Source organism: Cryobacterium sp. TMT2-17-1, assembly GCF_004402765.1.
GTDB classification, from domain to species: Bacteria; Actinomycetota; Actinomycetes; order Actinomycetales; family Microbacteriaceae; genus Cryobacterium; species Cryobacterium sandaracinum.
The window spans coordinates 15,585-38,918 of record NZ_SOGC01000012.1 but is presented as its reverse complement, the minus strand read 5'-3'; the positions used below and the strand labels follow the sequence as shown (position 1 = coordinate 38,918).

Sequence of the window (23,334 nt, the reverse complement as noted above, 5' to 3'; positions counted from 1 at the left end):
GCCCGATCGGCCCCGGCAAGGCTCGGGCGGCCCGCGACGGCCGGCGTGGCCGCCGCCCTGGCCGGCCTCGGCGCGGCCGAGCTGACGGCCGCCCTGCTCGCCCCGGTGGGCAGCCCGATCTTCGCCGTCGGCGCGCTGGTCATCGACCGTGCCCCGGTCTGGTTGAAGGAACTCGTCATCGCCCTGTTCGGCACGGCCGACAAGGTCGTACTGGTGTTCTGCGTCGCGCTCGGTGCCGTGGTGCTGGCCGCCGCCGCCGGGGTGCTGGAGTTCCGGCGGGCGCCGATCGGCCGGGTCCTCGTGGCCCTGGCCGGCGCGCTGGCCGTCTTCGCGGTGCTGTCCCGGGAGAACACCGCCGCCCTCGACGCGATGCCCGCAGTGCTGGCGATGGTCGTTTCGGCCGTGCTCCTCACGGTGATGGTCGCCCAGCTGCGCCGCACGCCCGGAGGCGCCGAGGCATCCGCTCCGGACCGCCGTCGGTTCCTGGTCTGGGCCGGGGCCAGCGCCGGCCTGGGCGTGCTCGCCGCGGCCGGCGGGCAGCTGATCTCGGCCGGTATCCGGGCGACGGATGCGGCGCGCGCGCGCTTCACACTGCCGGCCGCGGCCGTTCCCGGTGCCCCGATCCCAGACGGTGCCGCTCTGGACCTCCCCGGCCTCACTCCGCTGATCACCCCGAACGCCGACTTCTACCGCATCGACACCGCCCTGCAGGTGCCCCGGATCGACCCGGGAACCTGGACGCTGACGGTCACCGGGATGGTCGAGAGGGAGATCGAGATCGACTTCGCCGAGCTCCTCGCCCTGCCCCTCGAGGAGAGCACGACCACTCTCGCCTGCGTCTCTAACGCCGTCGGCGGCGACCTGATCGGCAACGCGACCTGGCTGGGCTACCCGATCCGCCTGTTGCTGGCGCGGGCCCGGCCTCTCGCCGGGGCCGACATGGTGCTCTCCCGCAGCGAGGACGGCTGGACCGCGGGCACCCCGCTGGAGGTTCTCACCGACGACCGCAATGCGATCCTCGCGGTGGGGATGAACGGGGAGCCGCTCCCCCTCGAGCACGGCTACCCGGTGCGCATGGTCGTGCCCGGGCTCTACGGTTACGTGTCGGCCACGAAATGGGTGGTCGAGTTGAACGTGACCCGCTTCGACCGGGAGGCCGCCTATTGGACGACGCGCGGCTGGACCGCCCGAGGACCGGTCAAGCTCTCCTCCCGGATCGATGTGCCGAGCCGGAACGCCGACGTCGCGGCCGGACCGGTGATCGTGGCGGGTGTGGCTTGGTCGCAGTACGTGGGCATCCGCGGCGTGCAGGTGCAAGTTGACGACGGAGCCTGGAACGACGCGACCCTGGCCGACGCGATCTCGGCCGACACTTGGCGCCAGTGGAGCTGGGTCTGGCCGGCATCGGCCGGGCGGCACACCCTGCGGGTGCGGGCGACGGATGCCGCGGGCCTGGTGCAGACTTCCGTGCGCCGGGACGTGATCCCCGATGGGGCCACCGGCCTGCACGATATCCCGGTCACGGTCGCCTGAAGCGACCCCTCGCAGTCCCGCGGCAGCCGGCCGGCGCGGGCGTATCTTCAACAGCGAGAACCACGCAGCGTGCCGGCGCATTGCCGTGCCCAGCTTGAGAGGACGGGAATCATGCACCGGAATGACGGATCGACAGTGCGCGCCGGCGGCTCACGTCGCCCCCCGGCAGCGGAGTAGACGCCCATGCCCACCCGGACGAAACTGACCCCCGCCGACCTGCGGCACTTCGAGAAGCTGCTCCGCCATCAGCGCCGCGACCTCGACATCACGCTCGGCCGGATCGGCACCACCCTCGACGGTGTGATCAAGGCCAGAAACACCGGCACCGCCGACGACGAGCACGACCCCGAAGGACCCACCCTGACCATGGAGTGGTCGCGCATCTCGGGTGTGCACAGCGACCTGGCGGCGCAGTCTGCGGCGATCGACCAGGCCTTGGCGCGCATCGTGGACGGCAGCTACGGGTTCTGCACCCGCCGGGGCGAACCGATCGGCCGGGAACGACTCGGGGCCCGGCCGTCCGCGGAGCTGTGCATCGACTGCGCGCGCGAGTTGGAGGCGCACCGCCGGGCCTGACTGAACCAATTCGACGGAGATTCTGGTCTCCAGAGCGGTTTTTGGTCATTCTAGGGCCGCTTTGGGCAAAATCTCCGTCGAATTCGTTCCGGACGGCGCGGAGGGCGCGCATCGCTTTCTGCACGAGCACCTCGGTGCGCGTGTCGACGGAGCTGGTCGCCTCGTCCAGGATCTCCTTCTCCGTGGCATCTGGACGCACGTAGGCGATGTTGTCGCGGATCGTGCCGCCAAACAGCCAGGTGTCCTGCAGCACCATGCCCATACGTCCACGCAGGTCGTCGCGGGTCATTCGGCGCCCGTCCACGCCATCGAGCGTGATCCGGCCGGCGTCGAGCTCGTGGAAGCGCATCATCAGGTTCACCAGGGTGGTCTTGCCTGCCCCGGTGGGGCCCACGATGGCCACGGTCTGGCCGGGCTCGGCCACCAGGCTGAGGCTGTCGATCAGCGGCTTGTCCGCCGTGTAGCGGAACGAGGCGTTCTCGAAGACCAGCCGGCCGTGGGCGGTCGTGGGTGCCTCGGCGCGCTCCGGGTCGGGGCTCTGCTCATCGGCGTCGAGCAGGGTGAAGACCCGCTCGGCGGAGGCGACGCCGGACTGCAACAGGTTCGCCATCGACCCGAGTTGGGCCAGCGGGTGGGTGAATTGGCGGGAATACTGGATGAACGCCTGCACATCGCCGAGCTGCATGGCCCCGGATGCCACCTGGAGGCCGCCGACGACGGCGATCCCGACGTAGACGAGGTTGCCGATGAATGTCATCGCCGGCATGATCAGGCCGCTGACGAACTGGGCGCCGAAGCTGGCCTCGTAGAGCTCGTCGTTCTTGGCCCAAAAGCGTTGCTCGACCTCCTTCTGGCGGCCGAACACCTTGACCAGGGCGTGGCCGGTGAAGGTCTCCTCGATCTGGCCGTTCAGCTCCCCGGTGTGGGTCCACTGGGCGACGAACAACTTCTGCGAGCGCTGGGCGATCAGGACGGTCGTGACCAGGGTCAGCGGCACTGTGACCAGGGCGATCAGGGCCAGGAGAGGCGAGAGCAGGAACATCATCACGATGACGCCCACCACGGTGAGCAGAGAGGTGACGGCCTGGCTCAGCGACTGCTGCAGGCTCTGTGAGACGTTGTCCACGTCGTTGGTGACCCGGCTGAGCACCTCGCCTCGCTGCACCGTGTCGAAGTAGCGCAGCGGGAGGCGGTTGGGCGACGATCACCATGGTGGCGCCACCCGTGCCGACGGCCAGTGCCTCGCGCAGCCGAGCATCCGTCGCCAAGTCGAGCGAGGAGAACGAGTCGTCGAAGATATAGAGTTCGGGCCGTTTGACCAGGGCCCGGGCAATGGCCAGGCGCTGCCGCTGCCCGCCGGACACATTCATGCCGCCCTGCGCGATCGGGGCATCGAGGCCGTCCGGCATCTCCGCCACGAGGTCGCGGGCCTGCGCGATGGTCAGTGCCTCCCAGAGTTCCGCCTCAGTGGCGTCGGGCTTGCCGTAGAGCAGGTTGCTGCGCACGGTGCCGGAGAACAGATGTGGCTTCTGCGGCACCAGCCCGATGCTGCCCCAGAGCAGGTCAGGGTGGAGCTCGCGCACGTCCACCCCGTCGACCCGCACGCTGCCGTTGGTGGCGTCGAAGAGGCGAGGCAGCAGGTTGACCAGGGTGGTCTTGCCCGATCCGGTGCTGCCGATGATCGCGGTGGTCTGCCCCTGATGCACGGTAAAGCTCACGTCGGAGAGCACCGGCTGCTCGGCGCCGGGGTAGGCGAAGCCCACGTCCACGAGTTCCACCTCTCCGCGGCCGATACTGTCGACGACGGGGTGGCGCGGCGGGCGCACGCTGGACTCGGTCTCGAGCACTTCGCCGATCCGGTCGGCCGACACGGTCGCCCGCGGGATCATCACGGCCATGAACGTGGCCATCATCACGGCCATCAGGATCTGCATCAGGTAGCTAAGGAAGGCAACCAGGGTGCCGACCTGCATGGACCCGTCCTCGATCCGGAACGCCCCGAACCAGATCACGGCCACGCTGGAGACGTTCAGGACGAGCATGACGACCGGGAACATCAGGGCCATCAGGCGGCCGGCCTGAAGGGCGGTGTCGGTGACATCCACGTTCGCCTTGCCGAACCGCACGGACTCGACGTCTTCGCGCACGAACGCCCGGATGACGCGGATGCCCGTGAGCTGTTCCCGCAGCACCCGGTTCACCGTGTCGATGCGGGTCTGCATCAGGAGGAACAGCGGCACCATCCGCGCGATGATCAGCCCGACCGCGATCAACAGCACGGGCACGCTCACGGCGATCAATCAGGATAGCTGCACGTCCTACCGGACGGCCATGATCACGCCGCCGATGGACAGGATCGGTGCGGTGACCATCATGGTGGCGGTCATCAGCACGAGCATCTGCACCTGCTGCACGTCGTTGGTCGACCGGGTGATCAGCAACGGGGCGCCGAACCGGGTGACCTCCTGCTCGGAGAACTCGCCGACCCGGGTGAAGACAGCGCCGCGCAGGTCGCGTCCGAGCCCCATGGCGGCCTTCGCGCCGAAAAAGACGGCGACGATCGCGCACACGATCTGGAACAGGGTGATCAGCAGCATCAGACCACCGATGCGCAGGATGTACACGGTGTCTCCCGTGGCGATGCCCTCATCGATGATGTCGGCGTTGAGGGTGGGCAGATAGAGCGAGGCGATCGACTGGGCCAGCTGGAACACGACGACGGCTGCCAGCAGCCGCCGGTACGGCCGCAGGTATTTCACGAGCAGTTTCCAGAGCATCGGATCTCCTAGCAGGGGGCGTTCGGCGGCGTCGGGAAGCCGATGATGCCGTAGAGGATGAGGGCGGTGAGCTCATCGTCGTCGAAGTCGGGGCCGGCCGTGATGTGGGGCACGGATGCCGCAAGCGCGATCATCCGGATGACCTGCCCTGAACGCTCCGGGGCAACCGTGAGGCGCAGGAGGTCAGGCGCGAGCACGTCGGCGAGCAGCACGGTGAACTCGTGCGCGACGTCGTGGGTGTGGGGTCTGCCCATCGAGCCCACCGCCGTCATCAGCGCGAAGACCTGCGCGAAGCGGCGGCGCAGCAGGGAGACCATGGCGCGCACCCGTTCCTCGAGCGGGAGCTCACGGTCGAGCGCGGCAAGTTCGAGACGGAACGGCTCGGGGTCGAGCTGACGGTCCATGGCCGCCCGGAGCAGGTTGTCCTTGCTGTCGAAGGCTCGGAAGATGGTGCCCTCGGCGATCCCGGCGCACTGGGCGATCTGTCGAGTGGTGACGGTCTGGCCGTGCTCGATCAGCAGCGGCGTGACCGCGTCGAGGATCATCGACTGCCGGTCCTCGACGGACAGGGCTTTCGCGCGCGCAGGTTTGACGGACATCCCCCCAGCTTTTATGAGTGAGCGCTCACTCACAAAGTGGAATCGGGGTTCGGGTTCCAGAGAGGACGGTTCAGGCGAAGAGGTCCGAGATCCAGGCCACGTCCTCGGGCGACGGCCTCCACGCGCTGCCCTCGGTGGCGTTCTGCAGGATCTGTTCCGGGCGGGTTGCTCCGGCGATGATGCTGGTGAGCCCCGGCTGGGCCAGCAGCCAGGCGAAAGTGGCTGCGAGCATGGTCACGCCGCGCTGGTCGCAGAACGCTTCGTACTTTTCGATGACGTCCCAGGGCGCGTTCCGGGCCAGGTGCGGCCGGACCATCATGATGCGGCTGTCGGCGGGGCCGCCCGCACGAGAGAACTTGCCTGTGAAAAGCCCGTTGTAGAGGGGGAAGAACGGCAGGAAGCCGAGCCCGTAGGCGTTGACGGCCGGCAGCACCTCGTCTTCGGCGTCACGCACCAGCAGGCTGTACTCGTTTTGCGCCGAAACGAACCGCGGATGCCCCGTCAGCCGGGCGGTGAACTCCGCCTCGGCGATCTGCCAGCCGGCCAGGTTGGAGTGGCCGATATAGCGCACCTTTCCCTCGCGGATGAGGTCGTCGAGGGTCTGCAGGGTCTCGTCGATCGGGGTGTTCGGGTCAGGCTGGTGCAGTTGGTAGAGGTCGATCCAGTCGGTCTGCAGGCGCCGGAGGGACGCCTCGACGGCCAGTCGAATGTAGCGACGTGAGGCGCGGGCGCCCCAGTCGGGTCCATTCCGACCGTTCATGTCCATGCCGAACTTCGAGGCGAGCACGATCTGGTCGCGCTTGCCCCGCAGCGCGCAACCCATCAGGGTCTCGCTGAGGCCGCGTTCCGCGCCGTAGATGTCGGCCGTGTCCAACAGGGTGATCCCGGCGTCGACGGCCGCGTTGACGACGGCGGTGGTTCCGGCCTGGCTCTCCGTCGCGGTTCCGGCGCGTCCGAAGTTGTTGCAGCCCAACCCGATCGTGGACACCATGAGCCCCGAATTGCCCAGTCTGCGGTACTCCATCTGCTCCATCCCTCCACATTAGGCTCGCCGGCCTGTGCTAAACAGGACTCAACTACAAAGGGGTGTCAGTGAGTCGTTTCACGCTCGGCGTCATGTCGCGTTCCGGTAAGCCGAATGAACGGCGCTTGCCCATTCATCCGTCACATGTCGAACGGATCGATCCGGACCTCCGGGAGCGAATGTTTCTCGAGCGGGGCTACGGAGAGCAGTTCGGCGTGTCGGACGAGCAGCTGGCCCCGCTCGTGGGAGGGCTTTGCTCGCGCGCGGACCTCATCCGGGAGTGCGACGTCATCCTGCTCGCCAAGCCTCTGTTGGCGGATGTCGCGGCACTGCGCGACGGACAGGTGCTCTGGGGCTGGCCGCACTGCGTGCAGGATGAGAAACTCACCCAGCTTGCCATCGACAAGCGGCTGACCCTGATCGCGTTCGAGGCGATGAACCACTGGACCGGAGGCGGCGAGTTCCACCTGCACGTGCTGCACAAGAACAACGAGCTCGCCGGGTATTGCTCCGTGCTGCACGCCCTGTCCCTGATCGGTTCGACGGGTGACTACGGCCGCAAGCAGCGTGCCGCGGTGATCGGCTTCGGGGCCACCGCCCGGGGCGCCGTGACGGCGCTCAACGCACTCGGTGTCTACGATGTCACGGTGCTGACCAATCGCGACGTGACCGCGGTCAGCTCCCCGATCCACTCCGCCCAGATCGTGCAGCTCGACCACGGCGACGGCACGAACGGGAACTTCGCCCTGCCGGGAAACGAACGGGTGCCACTGCCCGAGTTTCTCGCCGGCCACGACGTCATCGTGAACTGCGTGCTGCAGGACCCAAATGCCCCGCTCATCTTCCTGAGCGACGATGATCTCCCGATGGTGGCCCCGGGGTCGCTGATCATCGACGTGTCCTGCGACACCGGCATGGGTTTCAGTTGGGCGAAATCGACGACGTTCGACGAACCGACCTTCCGGGTCGGCACCAACGTCACCTACTACGCGGTCGACCACAGCCCGTCGTACCTCTGGAACTCCGCCACCTGGGAGATCAGCGAGGCGCTGTTGCCGTACCTGCGCGAGGTCCTTGCGGGCGAGGCCGCTTGGACCGCCAACGAGACCCTTCGGCGGGCCATCGAGATCCACGAGGGGATCATCCGGAATCCCGACATCCTGGCATTCCAGCACCGCTCCCCCGAGTATCCCCACACCCGGCTCGCCTGAAGCCGGCCGGCTCCTCCCCAGCCCAGCCCGGCGCTCTTCCCACGCCAGGTCCGAAACCCGCGCTGTGCGCAGGGCGCCGCCGACTACAGTCGAGGCATGACGACCATCGAAACCTTCCTGATCCGGCTGCCCAGCCCCATTGGGCGGCTGGAACTCACGAGTGACGCCGAGCGCATCCTCTCCCTCTCCATCGAACGCGACGGACAGCTGCCCCTCGACGAGACCCCGGAAGCCCCGTCGCCCCTGCTCGACCGGGCCGCGCGCCAATTGGCGGAGTACTTCGGCGGCACCCGCACGGTTTTCGACCTGCCCGTGGCGCCGAGCGGGGGCACTGCGTTCCAGCAGGGCGTCTGGCAGCGACTGTCCGAGCTCGGCTTCGGCGAGGCGACCTCGTACGGCGAGCTGGGACGATCGCTGGGCAAGCCGGGGTCCGGCCGGGCCGTGGGCGGCGCCGTCGGGGCGAACCCCGTTCCGATCCTGATCGGCTGCCACCGGGTGCTCGCCGCCGACCGTCGCATCACCGGCTACAGCGGTGGCAGCGGAGTGCCCACCAAGGTCTGGCTCCTCGACCACGAGGGCATCGAGCACCGCTCATGAGCACCCCGGCGACCAGCGCGCTGCCAGCCGAGGCCACGACATCCGCCTCACTGAAGCTCGGCGATGACGGGCTCACCCGCTGCGGCTGGGTCGGCGGCGACCCCGAATACCAGCGCTACCACGACGAAGAGTGGGGGCGTCCGCTCCGGGACGAGAGGCTGCTGTTCGAGAAGCTGTGCCTCGAGGGGTTCCAGGCCGGCCTGTCCTGGATCACCATCCTGCGACGTCGGCCGGCCTTCCGGGCCGCCTTTTACGACTTCGACGTCGACCGCGTGGCCGTGATGGACGACGTCGACGTCGCCCGGCTCCTCGCGGATGCGAGCATCATCCGGCATCGCGGCAAGATCGAGGCCACCATCCGGAACGCCCGGGTCACCCGAGACCTCGGCGAGAGCCTGACCGAGCTGATCTGGAGCTTCGCGCCAGAACCCCGCGGCCCCCGGCTGCGGGAGCTCGGCGAGGTCCCGGCGACCACAATGCAATCGATGGCACTGAGCCGGGAGTTGCGCACCCGGGGCTACACGTTCGTCGGCCCCACCACCATGTACGCCCTGATGCAGTCGGCCGGCCTCGTCGACGACCACCTGAGCGGATGCCATCGGTCGAACGACGCCTGACCACCACAACGCCTTCGGCTGACGCTATGCCGATCGCCGCCCTGTCAGCCGCCACGCTGCCAACCGCCGCCCTGACGGCCACGGGCTGTTGTGCGTGAGGTGCTCCTCGAGGCGAGTAAGTCCTGAACGATTGGTTCTGTCGCGCCCGCACTTCAGCCCTGACTGCACCGTGTGGACGCCGTTCATCACGGGCGGAGCGCCGTGTCCGGTGTCGAACCAATTCGACGGAGTCGCCGCGAGGCCTCGGAATCAAACATACGGCGGTCGGAGCGCACGTTCATCCCCCTCCCTTTCGCGGTCACGGCTCTCCGACGTGTGCATCGAAAACAACCGCTTCGAAGCCCCCATCCGCGAATCCTCATCGCCCCCCAGCCATCAGGACTCGCGCGTCTATCGGAGGGACGGCAGCAGGCCGAGTGCCCGTACGGCCTCGCGCTCCTCGATCAGCTCCGCGACGGACGCGTCGATCCTCGCCCGCGAGAACGCGTTGATAGCCAGGTCCGGCACGATCTGCCAGCCGCCGTCGACAGCCCGAACCGGGAAGGAACATACGAGCCCCTCCGGGACGCCATAAGAGCCGTCGGAGCTGACGCCCGCCGAGGTCCACCGCTCACCGGTCCCGTTGACCCAGTCGTAAACGTGGTCGATGGCTGCGCTGGCCGCGGAGGCCGCGGACGATGCCCCGCGGGCCTGAATGATTTCGTAGCCTCGGTTCGCCACCCGGGGGATGAAGTCGTCGACGAGCCAGTCCTGCGCCACCAGCTCGGAGACCGGACATCCCCCGGCGGTGGCGTGGAAGACATCCGGGTACTGGCTGGCGGAGTGGTTTCCCCAAATGGTGAGACCGTCGAGTTCGGCGACGTGCACCTGCAGCCGGCTTGCTAGCTGAGCGATGCCGCGGTTGTGGTCCAGTCGCGTCATGGCGGTGAACCGGTCGGCGGGGATGTCGGGGGCGAAGGCACTCGTCACCAGGGCGTTGGTGTTGACGGGGTTGCCCACGACCAGCACGCGCACGTCGGATGCCGCGCCCGCGTTGAGGGCGGCCCCCACCGGACCGAAGATGCGGCCGTTGCTTTCGAGCAGCGCGACGCGCTCCATTCCAACGGCTCTAGGGCGGGATCCGACCAGGAGGGCGATGTTGACGCCGTCGAAGGCGCGCACGGGGTCTTCGGTGACCGTCACGGAGCGCAGGAGAGGGAACGCGCAGTCCTGCAGTTCGAGGGCGGTGCCCTCGGCTGCTGCGCGCCCCGAGGGGATCTCCATCAGGGTCAGGTTGACGGGAACGGTCGGGCCGAGGAGGTCTCCGGACGCGATCCGGAAGAGCAGCGAATAGCCGATCTGTCCGCCGGCGCCGGTGACGGTGACATTCATTGGTGTGGACACGAAAGCCAGCCTAGGGCCGGAATGTGCCCGCGTCAGCCTCGGGTTGCGGCAACCTCGGCGGCGACGACGAGATTCAGTTCCCGGACCGCTCCCGGGCGCAAATCGAAGCCTGCCCCCGGTGCCCAGTCGAGCAGCTCTACGGCGGTGTCGAAGGACCGACCGTGCCGGATCAGAGCCCGGGTGAAGTTCCCCTTGGCCGTCTTGTTGAAGTGGTTCACGGCTCGCGTCTGGCCGTCCGCCGTCTCCGTGACCACGCGCAGAAACACCGCGTCGGGCCGTACCGGCGCGGGGCCGAGCGCCACGTACCCGTTCGAGCGGAGATCCAGCAGGAGCCCCGCTGACCCCGCCAGAACGCAACCCACAGCGCCCGCCCAGTGCTTCTTCAGAGGCAGCTCCGGCAGCCTGGAATCGCAGGACAGCCGGTAGGCCGGGAGGAGATCGAGAGCGCCGACCGGCCCGAACAGGGCGGAATGCACGAGGACGTTCCGGCCTGCCCAGTCGCGTTCCAGCGGGGAGAGGCTGGCGGCGTCGAGGGCGTCATAGACGACGCCGGTGTACCGGTCGATGGCCGGCATTGTGGCGGCGGAGGACAGCACGCGATTGCGCTCCACCTCCGCGGACTGCGTGCGACCCAGTCTTAGGGCCGACATCATCGCATCCGGATGCTTCGCAAGCGACTGCAGCGCACGCACAAGTACCCGCCGCTTGGGTCCAAGCGACGGGTACGTGAGGCTCTGCAGGTCAAGCGGTAATTCGATGCCCCCGTGACGTTTCGTCTCGGACGGCGGCAGAAGGATCAGCACACTGACTAAACGAGTTCTGCCTTGCGAGCGACGATCGTGACCACATCGTTGGCGACCGACAGGAAGCCGTCCGCCGCCTCGGCGACGATTTTCTCGCCGCCGCTCAGGGTCACGCGCACCTCACCGCTGGCCAGGATGGCCAGCATGGGCTCGTGCCCGGGGAGGATTCCGATCTGGCCTTCGACGGTGCGGGCGACAACCATGCTCGCCTCGCCGGACCACACCTCGTGGTCCGCCCCGACGACGCTGACCTTGAGCGAAGAATCGGCCATGACTAGTCGTTCTCCTTCTGGATTTTCGCCCACTTCTCTTCGACGTCGGCGATGCCTCCGACGTTGAAGAAAGCCTGCTCGGCCACGTGGTCGAAGTCACCATTGGCAATCGCCGTAAAGGATTCGATGGTGTCCTTAAGCGATACCGTGGACCCCTCGACGCCCGTGAACTTTTTGGCCATGTAGGTGTTCTGCGACAGGAACTGCTGGATGCGGCGTGCGCGGGAGACGGTGACCTTGTCTTCCTCGGAAAGCTCGTCGACACCGAGGATCGCGATGATCTCCTGCAGTTCCTTGTTCTTCTGCAGAATCGCCTTAACGCGAACGGCCGTGTTGTAGTGATCGGCACCCAGGTAGCGGGGGTCGAGGATACGGCTGCTCGAGGTGAGCGGGTCGACGGCCGGGTAGAGGCCCTTCGAAGCGATCTCACGCGACAGCTCGGTGGTGGCGTCGAGGTGGGCGAACGTGGTCGCCGGGGCCGGGTCGGTGTAGTCGTCAGCAGGCACGTAGATGGCCTGGAGCGACGTGATCGAGTGGCCACGGGTCGACGTGATGCGCTCCTGCAGGATGCCCATCTCGTCGGCCAGGGTCGGCTGGTAGCCCACAGCGCTGGGCATACGGCCCAAAAGGGTCGACACCTCAGAGCCAGCCTGAGTGAACCGGAAGATGTTGTCGATGAAGAGCAACACATCCTGCTTGGCAACATCGCGGAAGTACTCGGCCATGGTGAGCGCGGAGAGGGCGACGCGCAGACGCGTCCCCGGCGGCTCGTCCATCTGGCCGAACACGAGGGCGGTCTTGTCGAAGACGCCCGCCTCTTCCATCTCGTGGATGAGATCGTTGCCCTCACGGGTGCGCTCACCGACACCGGCGAACACGGACACTCCACCGTGGTCCTGCGCGACACGCTGGATCATTTCCTGGATCAAAACGGTCTTGCCGACGCCGGCACCACCGAACAGGCCAATCTTTCCACCCAAGACGTACGGGGTGAGCAGGTCAATGACCTTGATGCCGGTCTCGAACAGCTGCGTCTTGGATTCCAGCTGGTCGAAGGGCGGTGGCTTGCGGTGGATGGGCCAGCGCTCAGTGATTTCGATCTTCTCGCCGGGCTCCGCATTGAGCACCTCGCCAATGGCGTTGAACACGCGCCCCTTGGTAACGTCCCCGACGGGAACCGTGATGGGCGAGCCGGTGTCCCGGACCTCCTGGCCACGAACCAGACCGTCGGTCGGGTTCAGCGCGATGGCGCGAATGAGGTCGTCGCCCAAGTGCTGGGCAACCTCGAGCGTGATCACGGTCGACACATCACCGATGACGATGGTGGTCTTCAGTGCGTTGTACATGCCCGGAATCGAGTCGTGCGGGAACTCGATGTCGACGACCGGGCCCGTGACCCGGGCGATCCGGCCCACGGCCACGGTCTCGACCGGTGCATGGACTGGCGCGGTTGCGGTGTCAGTCATAGCTCTCTCTTCTCTGGTTTAGTGCTTGGCGGATGAGAGCGCGTCGGCTCCACCCACGATCTCGGAAATCTGCGACGTGATCTCGGTCTGCCGGGCGTTGTTGGACAGCCGGGTGTAGTCCTTGATTAGCTTGTCCGCGTTGTCGGAGGCCGATGACATGGCCTTCTGACGTGCGGCGTGCTCGGCTGCGGCGGACTGCAGCATGGAGTTGAAGATACGGCTCTCGATGTAGACGGGCAGGAGCGAGTCCAGCACCGTTTCAACGTCCGGTTCGAACTCATAGAGTGGCAGGACCTGATTATCACCAGGCTCCTCACCGCCCTCCACGACCTCGAGGGGAAGCAGCCGGACAACCTGAGGAAGCTGGGTGACCATGCTGACGAACCGGTTGTAGACGACGTGAATCTCGTCGACGCCACCGTCGTCCGCTTCGCGGAGGAAGGCCTCGAGCAGCGCGTCGCTGATATCGCATGCGGTCTCGTACTGCGGCTGATCGGTGGAACCGGTCCAAATGCGCTCGGAGACGCGGCGGCGGAAATTGAAGTACGACGCGGCCTTGCGACCCACCAGGAAGTAGACGATGTCCTTACCCTGGCTGCGCAGCAGCTCGCTGAGCGATTCGGCCTCACGCAGCACCTGCGAGCTGAACGCCCCCGCGAGACCACGGTCGGAGGCGAAGATGACGACCGCAGCGCGCTCGATCTTCTCCGGTTCGGTCGTGAGCACGTGGGCGACATTCGAGTACGTCGCTACCGCGGACACCGCCTGCGTGACGGCACGAGCGAACGGGGTTGACGCGGCGACGCGAGCCTTGGCCTTTTGAATGCGCGAGGCAGAGATCAACTCCATGGCCCGAGTGATCTTCTTAGTCGTCTGGGCAGACTTGATCTTCTGCCGGTAGACCCGAAGTTGCGCTCCCATGTGTCTCCTGTGCTTCCTTGTCAGTGCTGAATTGGTGCGGACGATCGAGTGATGCCGGCCGCGCCCCGCGGCTCGAACGAGTCGGGAGCGCGGCCGATGTCACTTAGCGGCGGTGCTTGACGATCTTTTCCTGGTTGACCTTGTCAGCGGGAATCGCCTCGAAGACTTCCTTGCCCACCGAGGCGAGCGGCTTGCCCTCGCCCGTCTGGAATCCTTGCTTGAACTTGTCGACCTCGATCTCGAGCGTCGCGATGGTCGCGTCGTCGAGAACGTTGGTGTCGCGCAGTGTCGTGAGTACGCTCGTGGTGCGGCCCAGGTGGTCGAGCAGGCCACGCTCGAAGCGCAGGACGTCGGCCACGGGCACCTCGTCGAACTTGCCGTTCGTGCCGGCCCAGATCGAGACGACCTGGTCTTCGACGGGGTACGGCGAGTACTGCGGCTGCTTGAGCAGCTCGGTCAGGCGTGCGCCACGACCGAGCTGGCGACGGCTCGTCGCGTCGAGGTCGGAGGCGAACATCGCGAAGGCCTCGAGCGACCGGTATTGCGCCAGCTCGAGCTTCAGAGTGCCGGAGACCTTCTTGATCGACTTGACCTGAGCGTCACCGCCGACTCGGGAGACCGAGATGCCCACGTCGACCGCGGGACGCTGGTTGGCGTTGAACAGGTCGGACTGCAGGAAGATCTGGCCGTCGGTGATCGAGATCACGTTGGTCGGGATGTAGGCAGAGACATCGTTCGCCTTGGTCTCGATGATCGGCAAGCCGGTCATCGATCCGGAACCGAGGGCGTCGGACAGCTTGGCGCAACGCTCGAGCAGACGGGAGTGCAGGTAGAACACGTCGCCGGGGTACGCCTCACGTCCCGGCGGGCGGCGCAGAAGCAGCGACACCGCACGATAGGCCTCGGCCTGCTTGGACAGGTCGTCGAAGATGACGAGGACGTGCTTGCCGGCGTACATCCAGTGCTGACCGATGGCCGAGCCGGTGTACGGGGCGAGGTACTTGAAGCCGGCCGGGTCGGAGGCCGGGGACGCGACGATGGTCGTGAACTCCATGACTCCGGCATCCTCGAGCGCACCCTTGACGGCGGCGATCGTGGAACCCTTCTGACCGATGGCGACGTAGATGCAACGAACCTGCTTGTTCACGTCGCCCGTCGCCCAGTTGGCCTTCTGGTTGATGATCGTGTCAATCGCGATCGCGGTTTTGCCGGTCTGGCGGTCTCCGATGATCAGCTGACGCTGGCCGCGGCCGATCGGGATCATGGCGTCGATGGCCTTGATTCCGGTCTGCATGGGCTCGTGAACCGACTTGCGATCCATCACGCCGGGTGCCTGTAGCTCCAGCGCGCGGCGGCCTTCGCTCTTGATCTCGCCGAGCCCGTCGATGGGCGCCCCCAACGGGTCGACGACGCGGCCGAGGTAGCCGTCGCCGACGGGTACGGAGAGGACCTCACCAGTGCGGTGCACCTCCATGCCCTCGACGATTCCGGCGAACTCGCCGAGAACGACGACGCCGATCTCGTCTTCGTCCAGGTTCTGGGCGAGGCCGAGGGTGCCGTCCGCGAACGTGATGAGCTCGTTCGCCATCACGCTGGGAAGGCCCTCGACGTGCGCGATGCCGTCGCCGGCCGTGGTGACGTAGCCAACCTCGGTCGTCGCGGTCTTGTTCGGCTCGTAGGACTTCACGAAGTCCTGGAGAGCGTCACGGATCTCATCGGGGCTGATCGTTAGTTCTGCCATCATCTTCCCTTTTCTGTACTGGGTGTACAGGTTCTGTCGTGCACGAGACGCTGCCGTCCCGAGGTGTGTGGTACTGACTGAAGCGGTCAGCCAGCGAGCTGGATTCTCAGATCTTTAAGACGGGTGGCAATGCTGCCATCGATGACGTCGTCACCGATTTGAACGCGGACGCCCCCGACAATTTCGGGGTCGACAACCTCATTGATCGTGAGCCGACGCCCATAGCGCACCGTGAGGCTGGCTCGAAGGCGATCAACCTGCTCCGGAGCCAACGCGGCGGCCGACGTGATCGTGGCGATCGAGCTGTCCGACTGGTCCGCGACGATGGATGCGGCGTAGCGCAGCAATTCTCCGATGCGGCGGCCGCGGGGCTGCTGCACCAGGTGTCGAACAATCGCGAGCGTCTGTTCGGAGACCTTGCCGGCCAGGAGGGCGTCAACAACACTCACCTTGGCCGCTGTGGTGCCGAGCTTTGAGGCGAGGGCGAGCTCGAGCTCGCCGTTGGACGACACGGTCTTGCCGAACGCGAACAGTTCCTCCGCGACCTGCCCTGGGACCGTGGCCGAAGACGCAATCACCCGCAGGCCGAGGTCCTCGATGCCGGCCAGGAGATCGGTGTGGTTCGACCAGCGTGCGGCGGAGGCGGCTTGAAGCAGCTCCAGCGCGGTCGGCGTCATTGCGCCCGAGAAGATTGCGCTCACGAGGGTGGCCTTCGCCGCCGCATCCGCTGACGGGTCGACCAAAGCCGACCGGAGCTGTGACGTGTGGCCAATCACACGACCGGAGTTCAACAAATTGACGCCGGTCGCGAGGTCGTTCGTTCCCCCGGGACGGGACAGAACCGCCCGTGTTGAGACTAAGGCTTCCCTGGTGGCGCTACCCATTACCGGACCACTTTCTCCGAGGCCTCGAGGTCAGCCAGGAATCGGTCGACGATGCCGCTGGCCTTTTCGTCGTTGGTCAGGCTTTCGCCGATGACGCCGGAGGCCAGGTCGATGGCCAGTGTGCCGACTTCGCTGCGCAGGGAGATCACTGCGGCCTGTCGTTCGGCCACGATCTGAGCCTTCGCCGTCGCGGTTACCCGAGCGGCGGCGATGACGGCCTGCTCCTTGAGCTCGTTCACGATCGTCTGTCCGTCGACGCGGGCGGCGTCGCGGATCCTGCCGGCCTCGGCCCTCGCCTCGGCCAGCTGGGTCGTGTACTGCTCGAGAGCAGCTTCGGCCTTGCGCTGCGCATCATCTGCCTTGGCGATGTTGCCCTCAATGGCCTCCGCACGATCGTCGAGGATCTGGCGGAAGCGCGGGATCGCGAAGCGCACGAAGAAGACCATGACGACCAGGAAGACAACAGCCGACCAGGTGATGTCGTAGATGGCAGGAAGGAACGGATTCGTTTCCGCTTCTGCTGCCAGAACAAGCTCAGGCATGGTGGCGATCCCTAGACGAAGATGAAGAAGACGGCTACACCGATGAATGCAAGGAGCTCCGTGAACGCTATGCCGAGGAACATGGTGACCTGGAGACGGCCTGCGAGTTCGGGCTGGCGAGCCATGGCTTCAACGGTCTTTCCGGCGACGATACCGATGCCGATACCCGGGCCGATCGCGGCAAGACCGTAGCCTACGGTGGCGATATTGCCGGTGATCTCGGCAAGAATGGTGGATTCCACTATGTGTGTCCTTTCAATCGAAAACGACGTCGGTCGACGCAGTTGTGTGTGTCAGTGCTCTTCAGCCACGGCCTGTTGGACGTACACCGCGGTCAAGAGGGTGAAAATGTACGCCTGGAGGATGAACACGGCGAACTCGACGAAAGTGAAGATGAACCCGAACGCCAGCGTCCCGATTCCGAAGAGCCCCAACCAGCCACCTGCAGTGAAGATGAAGAAGCTCGTCGCCCCAAAGCACAGCACGAGCAGGAGGTGTCCGACCATCATGTTGAGCAGGAGTCGCAAAGCGAGCGAGATCGGCCGCACGATAAAGATATTGATGAACTCGATCGGGGCGAGCAAGATGTAGATCGGCCACGGCACACCGGCCGGGAAGAGCGAATTCTTGAAGAACTTGGCGGCGCCGAGCTGCTTGATACCCGCGTAGATGAACACGACGTAGGCGACGAGACCGAGCAGCAGGGGCATGCCGATGAGTGCCGTGCCCGAGATGTTCAGGGCCGGGATTACGCCCGTGACGTTCATCGCAAGGATGCCGAAGAACATGCCGGCCAACAGGGGCAGGTAACGGCGACCCATCTCCTTGCCGAGGATCTGATCGGCGATCTGCACCTGGACAAAACCCAGTACAAGCTCGGCGATGCTCTGACCGCGGCCAGGGACTCGGGATGGTTTGCGCAGGGCGAGCCAGAAAAGCAGGAGCATCACGGCTACGGCGAGGATGCGGACCAGGATTATCCGGTTGATCTCGAAGGGCGTTCCCTCAAAGAACAACGCGGGGAGACCAAGGAACTCACTGATGCCCGGAGCCTGAAACTCATCGCCGGTAGCCATGGGAACCAGTAAGTTCGCAGCGTAATACAACAGCGCTATCTCCTGTTTCTGTGCGGATGCACAACGGCGACAATGGTCAAGTGTGGTCTGTGGCGCAGTGGATCACACTGCGGCCGGTGACAGTTTTTTGACTCTATCAACTTTCGCTCACGGCGACTAATCGACCGCCCCTGTTCCGGTCAGGACCTGGGGTGGTCGGATTTTTTTGGGAGCACGGCGTCACTCACGTAGCCCAAATGGGAGCGGAAGACCACCAGGACGTCGACGATCATGGTGCCGATGGCTCCGGCAATGACGGTGATGAACAGAACTGTCGTCTGCACGAAGGAAGCATCCCGAAGCAGAGCGAGTATCACGATGAACACGACGATTTTCAGCAGCCATGCCCCCATCACGATGCCGAAAAAAGCGGCAATGTCGAACCGCATGGCCCCGATGATGCTCACGGCAGTGATCGAAGCGAACAGCACGGCAAGCGCGGTGCCGATGAAGGCGCTGATGAGGCCTTCGGTTGACGCGAAAAGGTAGCCGAGTCCGCCGCCGACGATCGCGATGGCAATCGCGAGGAAGCCTGTGTATCGAAGGACTGCGGTCAGGACTCCCCTGGCGTTCGATGGCACCGCTCGGAGCGTGGTGGGCAAGCTGGTGGGATCGGGTGCGTTCATACGTTTTCCTCCACCGTCGCCGACGCCTCATCGAGGCGGTCGAGTCGGGCGATTTCTTCTCTGTGTTCGGCCGTTCGGGCGAGTTGGCTGGCGGACTCGACGGCCTTGCGCCGACTCAACGGAGCCAGCGTGACGAGGGTGCAGATCAGCAGCGCGACGATCAGGAAAATTGTGGCATACCAGGTGGGCAGCCCGAAATACACCGGGAGCAGAAAGTAGAGCAGGCAACCGACGGATGCCGCCGCGGTCCAGCCGTAGAAGATCAAAACGGCATGCAGGTGCGAATGGCCCATGTCCAGTAGCCGGTGGTGCAGGTGCTTGCGGTCGGCGCTGAAGGGTGATTTGCCGGCCCGGACGCGCCGGAACACCGCCAGACCGAAGTCGAGAAGCGGAATGATCAGGATGGCGACGGGCAGGATGATCGGGATGAACGCCGGGAAGAGCTGCGACCGGTTCACGGCGGTCGGGTCGACCTGGCCCGTGATCGCGATCGCGGACGTGGCCATCAGCAGACCCACCAGGAGGGCGCCCGCATCACCCATGAACAGTTTCGCCGGCCGCCAGTTGAGCGGCAGGAAGCCGACGCAGGCACCCACCAGGACGGCAGCGATCAGTGAGGCGAGGTTGAAGTAGTTGCTCGGGGAGGTGTCCCGGGCCAGCAGGTAGCTGTAGAGGAAGAACACTCCGTTCGCGATGAGCGCGACGCCGGCCACGAGTCCGTCGAGCCCGTCGATGAAGTTGATCATGTTCATCACGATCACGATCACGATCACGGTGATCAGGATCGACATCCAGGACGACCCGACGGTCAGGCCGCCGATCGGCAGCGACAACACCTGCACGCCCTGCCAGGCGATGAGGCCGGCAGCGATGAACTGCCCGGCCAGTTTGGTCATCCAGTCGAGGTCCCAGAGATCGTCGGCCACTCCCAGCAGCACGATCAGCAGGGCTGCACCCAGGATGGCGAGGATCTGCTGGGGGTCACTGAAGATGAGTCGCAGCGGCGCGAAGCGGGCCGCAACCAGGTAGGCCACACCGAAGGCGGTGACGATGCCGACGAAGATCGCGATTCCGCCGAGGCGGGGCGTGGGCCGCGTGTGCACATCGCGCTCGCGGATCTTCGGGTAGAGGCGGTAGCGGTGACTGAGCTTGAGTACAAGAACTGAGAACCCGAAGGTCACCAGGGCCGAGACCAGGCTGAGCAGGACGAAGACGGTCATGGCTATCGAGCGTCTGCCGTGGGATCGACCGGTTCGGCCCTCACTTCGGTGACGGGCTCGGTGGCCGACTCGGTGGTGGTTTCGGCAGCGGGCTTGTCCGCAGGCGCGCCGAACCCGATCGGCGCGAGCGCCTCTCCGATGACGCCTTCGATGGCCTCCCGTGAGATCACGCCGTTCCGCACGATGACGACCTTGCCACCGTTGGAGTCGAAGCCGGAGGCATCCACGATGGTCGACGAGGTATCCCCGGGCCGGTCGCCGATGGGTTCGTAGCCGAGTCCGGCCGTTCCGCCGTCGAGGTAGACGGCCACGCTGCCGCCGAGCATCTCTTCGGCGCCTTCCGCGTCGATCGCGGAGGGCCGGCCGCTGGTGTTGGCGGATGACACGGCCAAGGGTCCCGTCTCGGAGAGGAGGTCGAGGGCAACCGGGTTGCTCGGCATCCGCAGGGCCACCGTGCCGCGGGTGTCACCGAGGTCCCAGGCGAGCGACGGCTGGGCGTTCAGCACCACCGTCAGACCACCGGGCCAGAACACGGCGACGAGCTCGCGCACCGGTTGCGGAATGTTCTGGGCCAGGGCGTCGAGGGTGGGAATTCCGGGGATCAGCACGGGCGGCGGCGAGGAACGGTCGCGGCCCTTGGCGTCGAGAAGGCGCTGCACCGCCTCCGGGTCGAAGGCGTCTGCGGCGACGCCGTAGACCGTGTCGGTGGGGATGACAACGAGCGCGCCGCGACCGATGGCCGAGCGCGCGAGCCTCAAGCCGGCCGCGTATTCCGTGTCAACCGAGCAGTCATAGATGCGAGTCATTGTGCCTGATTCTACTGCAGCCGCCCAGAGGGAACCGCCCTCACCGATCGGCGGGAACGGGGGCGAGGGCCGTGGTGGCGCGGTCGCGGGTGGTGTAGTCGCGGTGAGTGGCCGGGACGCGCCAGCCGTCGGCGGCCAGGAGGGCACGGATCTGCGCCCCCTGCAACTCACCGTGCTCGATCACGATCTGGCCGCCAGGACGCAGGAGGCGCAGGGCCGTGCGGGAGACGTGCCGCACCACGTCGAGCCCGTCGGGGCCGCCGAACAGGGCGCGGGCCGGGTCGAAGAGGCGTACCTCGGGGTCGCGCGGGATCGCATCCGTCGGAATGTAGGGCGGGTTGGAGATGACCACGGCCACGGTTCCGTCGAGTTCGGTGAGCTCTTCGGTGAGGTCGCCGAACACCAGCGTGGCATTCGGCGCGGCTACCTGCTCGAAGTTGCGGGAGGTATAGGGGAAGGCCTCCGGCGAGTTCTCGACCGCCCAGATGCGCGCGTTCGGCACCTCGACCGCCAGGGAAAGGGCTATCGCGCCGCTACCGGTGCCGAGGTCCACCCCGATCGGCTCCGCGTCGGGCAGTGCCCGGAGCGCGTCGATGGCGAACTGCGCCACCTGCTCCGTCTCGGGGCGGGGAACGAACACGCCCGGTCCGACGAACAGGTCGAGGGAGCGGAAGGGTGCCCGCCCGGTGATGTGCTGCAGCGGCTCGCGCAGGCAGCGGCGACGAACGAGTTCACGGATGGCAGCGGCATCCGTGGCGCCCAGGGCGGTGCGCAGGATGGCGGCGGCCTGCACCTGGCCGCGGCTCTGGGCGAGAACGTGACCGATCAGGAGATCGGCGTCGACGTCGGGGTCGCTGATCCCCGCCTGGGAAAGGGAGTCGATGGCACGGGTGCGCAATTCGGCAATGTCGGTGGGAACAATGTCGGTAGGAATTAAGCTGATGGGAATGGAATGGTGGCCGTGCGAAGTTGTCACGTATTGAAATGTAACGCACGCACACGCCCAATGCCGGAGCCGTAGGCTGGGCGAGGTTCCTGACCCCGATCGAAAGGCGACCACCGATGCCCGCACAGATTTACTCCGATATCACTGCTGCAGTCGGCAAGACCCCTCTGGTCAAGCTAAACCGACTCACCGCCGGCCTCGACGCGACCGTGCTGGTGAAACTGGAGTTCTACAACCCCTCGGGCAGTGTGAAGGACCGGATCGGGATCGCGATCGTCGATGCGGCCGAGGCCTCGGGCGAGCTGGCTCCGGGTGGAACCATTGTCGAGGGTACCAGCGGCAACACCGGGATCGCTCTCGCCATGGTGGGCGCCGCCCGCGGATACACGGTCATCCTGGCGATGCCGGAGACCATGAGCCGCGAACGCCGCCAGCTGCTGCGCGCCTACGGCGCCCGGATCGTGCTGACGCCGGGCTCCGACGGCATGCGCGGCGCGGTCACGACGGCCGAGGAAATCGCGGCCGCCACCCCCGGGGCGATTTTGGCCCGCCAGTTCGACAACCCGGCCAACCCGGCCATCCACTATGCGACCACCGGCGTCGAGATCTGGGACGATACCGCGGGAGCCGTCGACATCCTCGTCGCCGGAATCGGCACCGGAGGGACCATCACGGGCACCGGCCAGCTGCTCAAGGAACGCAAGCCATCCGTACGCATCGTCGGCGTCGAGCCGATCGACTCCCCCATCCTCACCGGCGGCAAGCCCGGACCGCACAAGATCCAGGGTCTCGGCGCCAACTTCATACCGAACGTTCTCGACACGCACGTCTACGACGAGGTCACCGACGTCACGCTCGCCGACTCCGTGTCCACGGCGCGCGCGCTGGCAACGGATGAGGGCATCCTCTCCGGCATTTCCGGCGGATCGGCTGTCTGGGTGGCAATCGAACAGGCCAAGCGCCCCGAGAACGCCGGCAAGACCATCGTGGCCATCATGCCGAGTTTCGGCGAACGGTACCTCTCCACGGTGCTCTACGAGGACCTGCTGGACTAGTCGGCGAAACCGGGCCGGCGACGCAGCGAATGGGTGTCTTTTCGAGCATCCGTGAGGACCTGGCGATGGCGCGCGCCCACGACCCGGCCGCCCGCAGCAACATCGAGGTGTTCCTGGCGTACAGCGGTCTGCACGCCGTGTGGTCGTATCGAGTGTCCCACCGGCTGTGGGAGGCCGAATTGCGGCTCCCGGCCCGGCTCCTGTCGCAGTTCACCCGGTTCCTGACCGGGATCGAGATCCACCCCGGCGCCCGCATCGGCCGAAGGCTGTTCATCGACCACGGCATGGGCGTGGTGATCGGGGAGACCTCGGACATCGGCGATGACGTGATGCTCTACCACGGGGTCACCCTCGGCGGGAAGACCCGGCACGGGGTGGCCCGGGGGGAGAAGCGGCACCCCACCCTGCACGATGGGGTGACGATCGGCGCCGGCGCCAAGGTGCTCGGGCCCATCGTCATCGGCGCCTGGAGTACCATCGGCGCCAACGCGGTGGTGACCCGGGATGCCCCACCCAAGTCGCTGCTGCTGGGGATCCCGGCCATCGTGCAGCCGGCCAAGACCGATACCATCGAATCCGCCCGCGGGCTGCTGCCCGGCGACGACTGAGGGACAGAGACC

The 23,334-nt window shown here is 66.4% G+C and carries 23 protein-coding genes and 2 pseudogenes; 7 read left to right on the top strand and 18 right to left on the bottom strand.

What is annotated here, in order from left to right; translation table 11 throughout:
- Positions 1 to 45: 45 nt before the first annotated feature.
- Positions 46 to 1,533 (top strand): molybdopterin-dependent oxidoreductase, encoded by a 1,488-nt coding sequence (locus E3O47_RS03280; protein ID WP_134419491.1) that lies wholly within the window; start codon positions 46 to 48, stop codon positions 1,531 to 1,533.
- Positions 1,534 to 1,716: 183 nt separating this feature from the next.
- Positions 1,717 to 2,109 (top strand): TraR/DksA C4-type zinc finger protein, encoded by a 393-nt coding sequence (locus tag E3O47_RS03275; protein WP_104099715.1) that lies wholly within the window; start codon positions 1,717 to 1,719, stop codon positions 2,107 to 2,109.
- 88 nt (positions 2,110 to 2,197) lie between these two features.
- On the opposite strand, the pseudogene E3O47_RS03270 reads toward E3O47_RS03275, so the two are convergent.
- The 4 genes and pseudogenes from E3O47_RS03270 to E3O47_RS03255 form a co-directional block, all read right to left on the bottom strand.
- Positions 2,198 to 3,304: pseudogene (locus E3O47_RS03270) on the bottom strand (ABC transporter ATP-binding protein); the annotation flags it as partial.
- Positions 3,303 to 4,886 (bottom strand): annotated as a pseudogene (locus tag E3O47_RS03265) (ABC transporter ATP-binding protein); the annotation flags it as partial. The pseudogenes E3O47_RS03270 and E3O47_RS03265, both read right to left, overlap by 2 nt.
- A gap of 8 nt (positions 4,887 to 4,894) precedes the next feature.
- Complete coding sequence (locus E3O47_RS03260) at positions 4,895 to 5,485, bottom strand: TetR/AcrR family transcriptional regulator (RefSeq protein ID WP_104099714.1); 591 nt, start codon at positions 5,483 to 5,485, stop codon at positions 4,895 to 4,897.
- A 70-nt stretch (positions 5,486 to 5,555) separates the two neighbouring features.
- Positions 5,556 to 6,518: an aldo/keto reductase gene (locus tag E3O47_RS03255; RefSeq protein ID WP_134419488.1), complete on the bottom strand. Its 963-nt coding sequence runs from the start codon at positions 6,516 to 6,518 to the stop codon at positions 5,556 to 5,558.
- An 83-nt stretch (positions 6,519 to 6,601) separates the two neighbouring features.
- Between E3O47_RS03255 and E3O47_RS03250 the strand changes: the two genes are divergently transcribed.
- From E3O47_RS03250 to E3O47_RS03240, 3 genes are all read left to right on the top strand, one after another.
- Positions 6,602 to 7,720, top strand: a complete 1,119-nt coding sequence (locus E3O47_RS03250; RefSeq protein WP_166785310.1) for a N(5)-(carboxyethyl)ornithine synthase — start codon at positions 6,602 to 6,604, stop codon at positions 7,718 to 7,720.
- Positions 7,721 to 7,816: 96 nt separating this feature from the next.
- On the top strand, positions 7,817 to 8,317 hold the full coding sequence (locus E3O47_RS03245) for a methylated-DNA--[protein]-cysteine S-methyltransferase (protein WP_134373546.1): 501 nt from the start codon (positions 7,817 to 7,819) through the stop codon (positions 8,315 to 8,317).
- A complete protein-coding gene (locus E3O47_RS03240) occupies positions 8,314 to 8,934 on the top strand; it encodes a DNA-3-methyladenine glycosylase I (protein ID WP_134419487.1) in 621 nt (206 codons plus the stop codon). Before E3O47_RS03245 ends, E3O47_RS03240 begins: the two co-directional genes overlap by 4 nt.
- Before the next feature lie 390 nt (positions 8,935 to 9,324).
- Here the strand turns inward: E3O47_RS03240 and E3O47_RS03235 are convergent, their stop codons facing one another.
- The 14 genes from E3O47_RS03235 to prmC all read right to left on the bottom strand — a co-directional run bounded on the left by E3O47_RS03235 (position 9,325) and on the right by prmC (position 21,635).
- Complete coding sequence (locus E3O47_RS03235; protein ID WP_134419490.1) at positions 9,325 to 10,305, bottom strand: malate dehydrogenase; 981 nt, start codon at positions 10,303 to 10,305, stop codon at positions 9,325 to 9,327.
- Positions 10,306 to 10,349: 44 nt separating this feature from the next.
- Positions 10,350 to 11,120 carry a peroxide stress protein YaaA gene (locus E3O47_RS03230; protein WP_134343227.1) on the bottom strand — a complete coding sequence of 257 codons (771 nt, stop codon included), beginning with the start codon at positions 11,118 to 11,120 and terminating at the stop codon, positions 10,350 to 10,352.
- 5 nt (positions 11,121 to 11,125) lie between these two features.
- Positions 11,126 to 11,392: a F0F1 ATP synthase subunit epsilon gene (locus E3O47_RS03225; protein ID WP_104099707.1), complete on the bottom strand. Its 267-nt coding sequence runs from the start codon at positions 11,390 to 11,392 to the stop codon at positions 11,126 to 11,128.
- A gap of 2 nt (positions 11,393 to 11,394) precedes the next feature.
- A complete protein-coding gene (gene atpD / locus E3O47_RS03220) occupies positions 11,395 to 12,858 on the bottom strand; it encodes a F0F1 ATP synthase subunit beta (RefSeq protein ID WP_104099706.1) in 1,464 nt (487 codons plus the stop codon).
- An 18-nt stretch (positions 12,859 to 12,876) separates the two neighbouring features.
- A complete protein-coding gene (locus E3O47_RS03215) occupies positions 12,877 to 13,779 on the bottom strand; it encodes a F0F1 ATP synthase subunit gamma (RefSeq protein ID WP_104099705.1) in 903 nt (300 codons plus the stop codon).
- Between the two features lie 103 nt (positions 13,780 to 13,882).
- Positions 13,883 to 15,520 carry a F0F1 ATP synthase subunit alpha gene (gene atpA / locus E3O47_RS03210; RefSeq protein WP_104099721.1) on the bottom strand — a complete coding sequence of 546 codons (1,638 nt, stop codon included), beginning with the start codon at positions 15,518 to 15,520 and terminating at the stop codon, positions 13,883 to 13,885.
- A gap of 86 nt (positions 15,521 to 15,606) precedes the next feature.
- Positions 15,607 to 16,404 carry a F0F1 ATP synthase subunit delta gene (locus E3O47_RS03205; protein ID WP_104099704.1) on the bottom strand — a complete coding sequence of 266 codons (798 nt, stop codon included), beginning with the start codon at positions 16,402 to 16,404 and terminating at the stop codon, positions 15,607 to 15,609.
- Positions 16,404 to 16,946: a F0F1 ATP synthase subunit B gene (locus tag E3O47_RS03200; RefSeq protein ID WP_104099703.1), complete on the bottom strand. Its 543-nt coding sequence runs from the start codon at positions 16,944 to 16,946 to the stop codon at positions 16,404 to 16,406. The genes E3O47_RS03205 and E3O47_RS03200 overlap by 1 nt, the downstream gene beginning before the upstream one ends.
- An 11-nt stretch (positions 16,947 to 16,957) precedes the next feature.
- Positions 16,958 to 17,188, bottom strand: coding sequence for an ATP synthase F0 subunit C (gene atpE, locus E3O47_RS03195; protein WP_174720104.1), 231 nt, complete (start codon positions 17,186 to 17,188; stop codon positions 16,958 to 16,960).
- Positions 17,189 to 17,239: 51 nt separating this feature from the next.
- On the bottom strand, positions 17,240 to 18,022 hold the full coding sequence (gene atpB, locus E3O47_RS03190) for a F0F1 ATP synthase subunit A (protein ID WP_104099701.1): 783 nt from the start codon (positions 18,020 to 18,022) through the stop codon (positions 17,240 to 17,242).
- 179 nt (positions 18,023 to 18,201) lie between these two features.
- Entirely contained in the window at positions 18,202 to 18,687 is a 486-nt protein-coding gene (locus E3O47_RS03185; RefSeq protein ID WP_134343229.1) for a hypothetical protein, read from the bottom strand.
- The gene (locus E3O47_RS03180) at positions 18,684 to 19,907 is read right to left on the bottom strand and encodes an MraY family glycosyltransferase (protein ID WP_104099699.1); all 1,224 of its coding nucleotides are present in this window, start codon (positions 19,905 to 19,907) and stop codon (positions 18,684 to 18,686) included. Before E3O47_RS03180 ends, E3O47_RS03185 begins: the two co-directional genes overlap by 4 nt.
- Before the next feature lie 2 nt (positions 19,908 to 19,909).
- On the bottom strand, positions 19,910 to 20,713 hold the full coding sequence (locus tag E3O47_RS03175) for an L-threonylcarbamoyladenylate synthase (protein WP_134419486.1): 804 nt from the start codon (positions 20,711 to 20,713) through the stop codon (positions 19,910 to 19,912).
- A 40-nt stretch (positions 20,714 to 20,753) separates the two neighbouring features.
- Positions 20,754 to 21,635 carry a peptide chain release factor N(5)-glutamine methyltransferase gene (gene prmC, locus E3O47_RS03170; RefSeq protein WP_233191194.1) on the bottom strand — a complete coding sequence of 294 codons (882 nt, stop codon included), beginning with the start codon at positions 21,633 to 21,635 and terminating at the stop codon, positions 20,754 to 20,756.
- A gap of 140 nt (positions 21,636 to 21,775) precedes the next feature.
- Here prmC and cysK point away from each other — a divergent pair, with 140 nt between their 5' ends.
- A complete protein-coding gene (gene cysK, locus E3O47_RS03165; protein WP_104099697.1) occupies positions 21,776 to 22,714 on the top strand; it encodes a cysteine synthase A in 939 nt (312 codons plus the stop codon).
- 29 nt (positions 22,715 to 22,743) lie between these two features.
- The gene (gene epsC / locus E3O47_RS03160; protein WP_104099696.1) at positions 22,744 to 23,322 is read left to right on the top strand and encodes a serine O-acetyltransferase EpsC; all 579 of its coding nucleotides are present in this window, start codon (positions 22,744 to 22,746) and stop codon (positions 23,320 to 23,322) included.
- Positions 23,323 to 23,334: the final 12 nt, after the last annotated feature.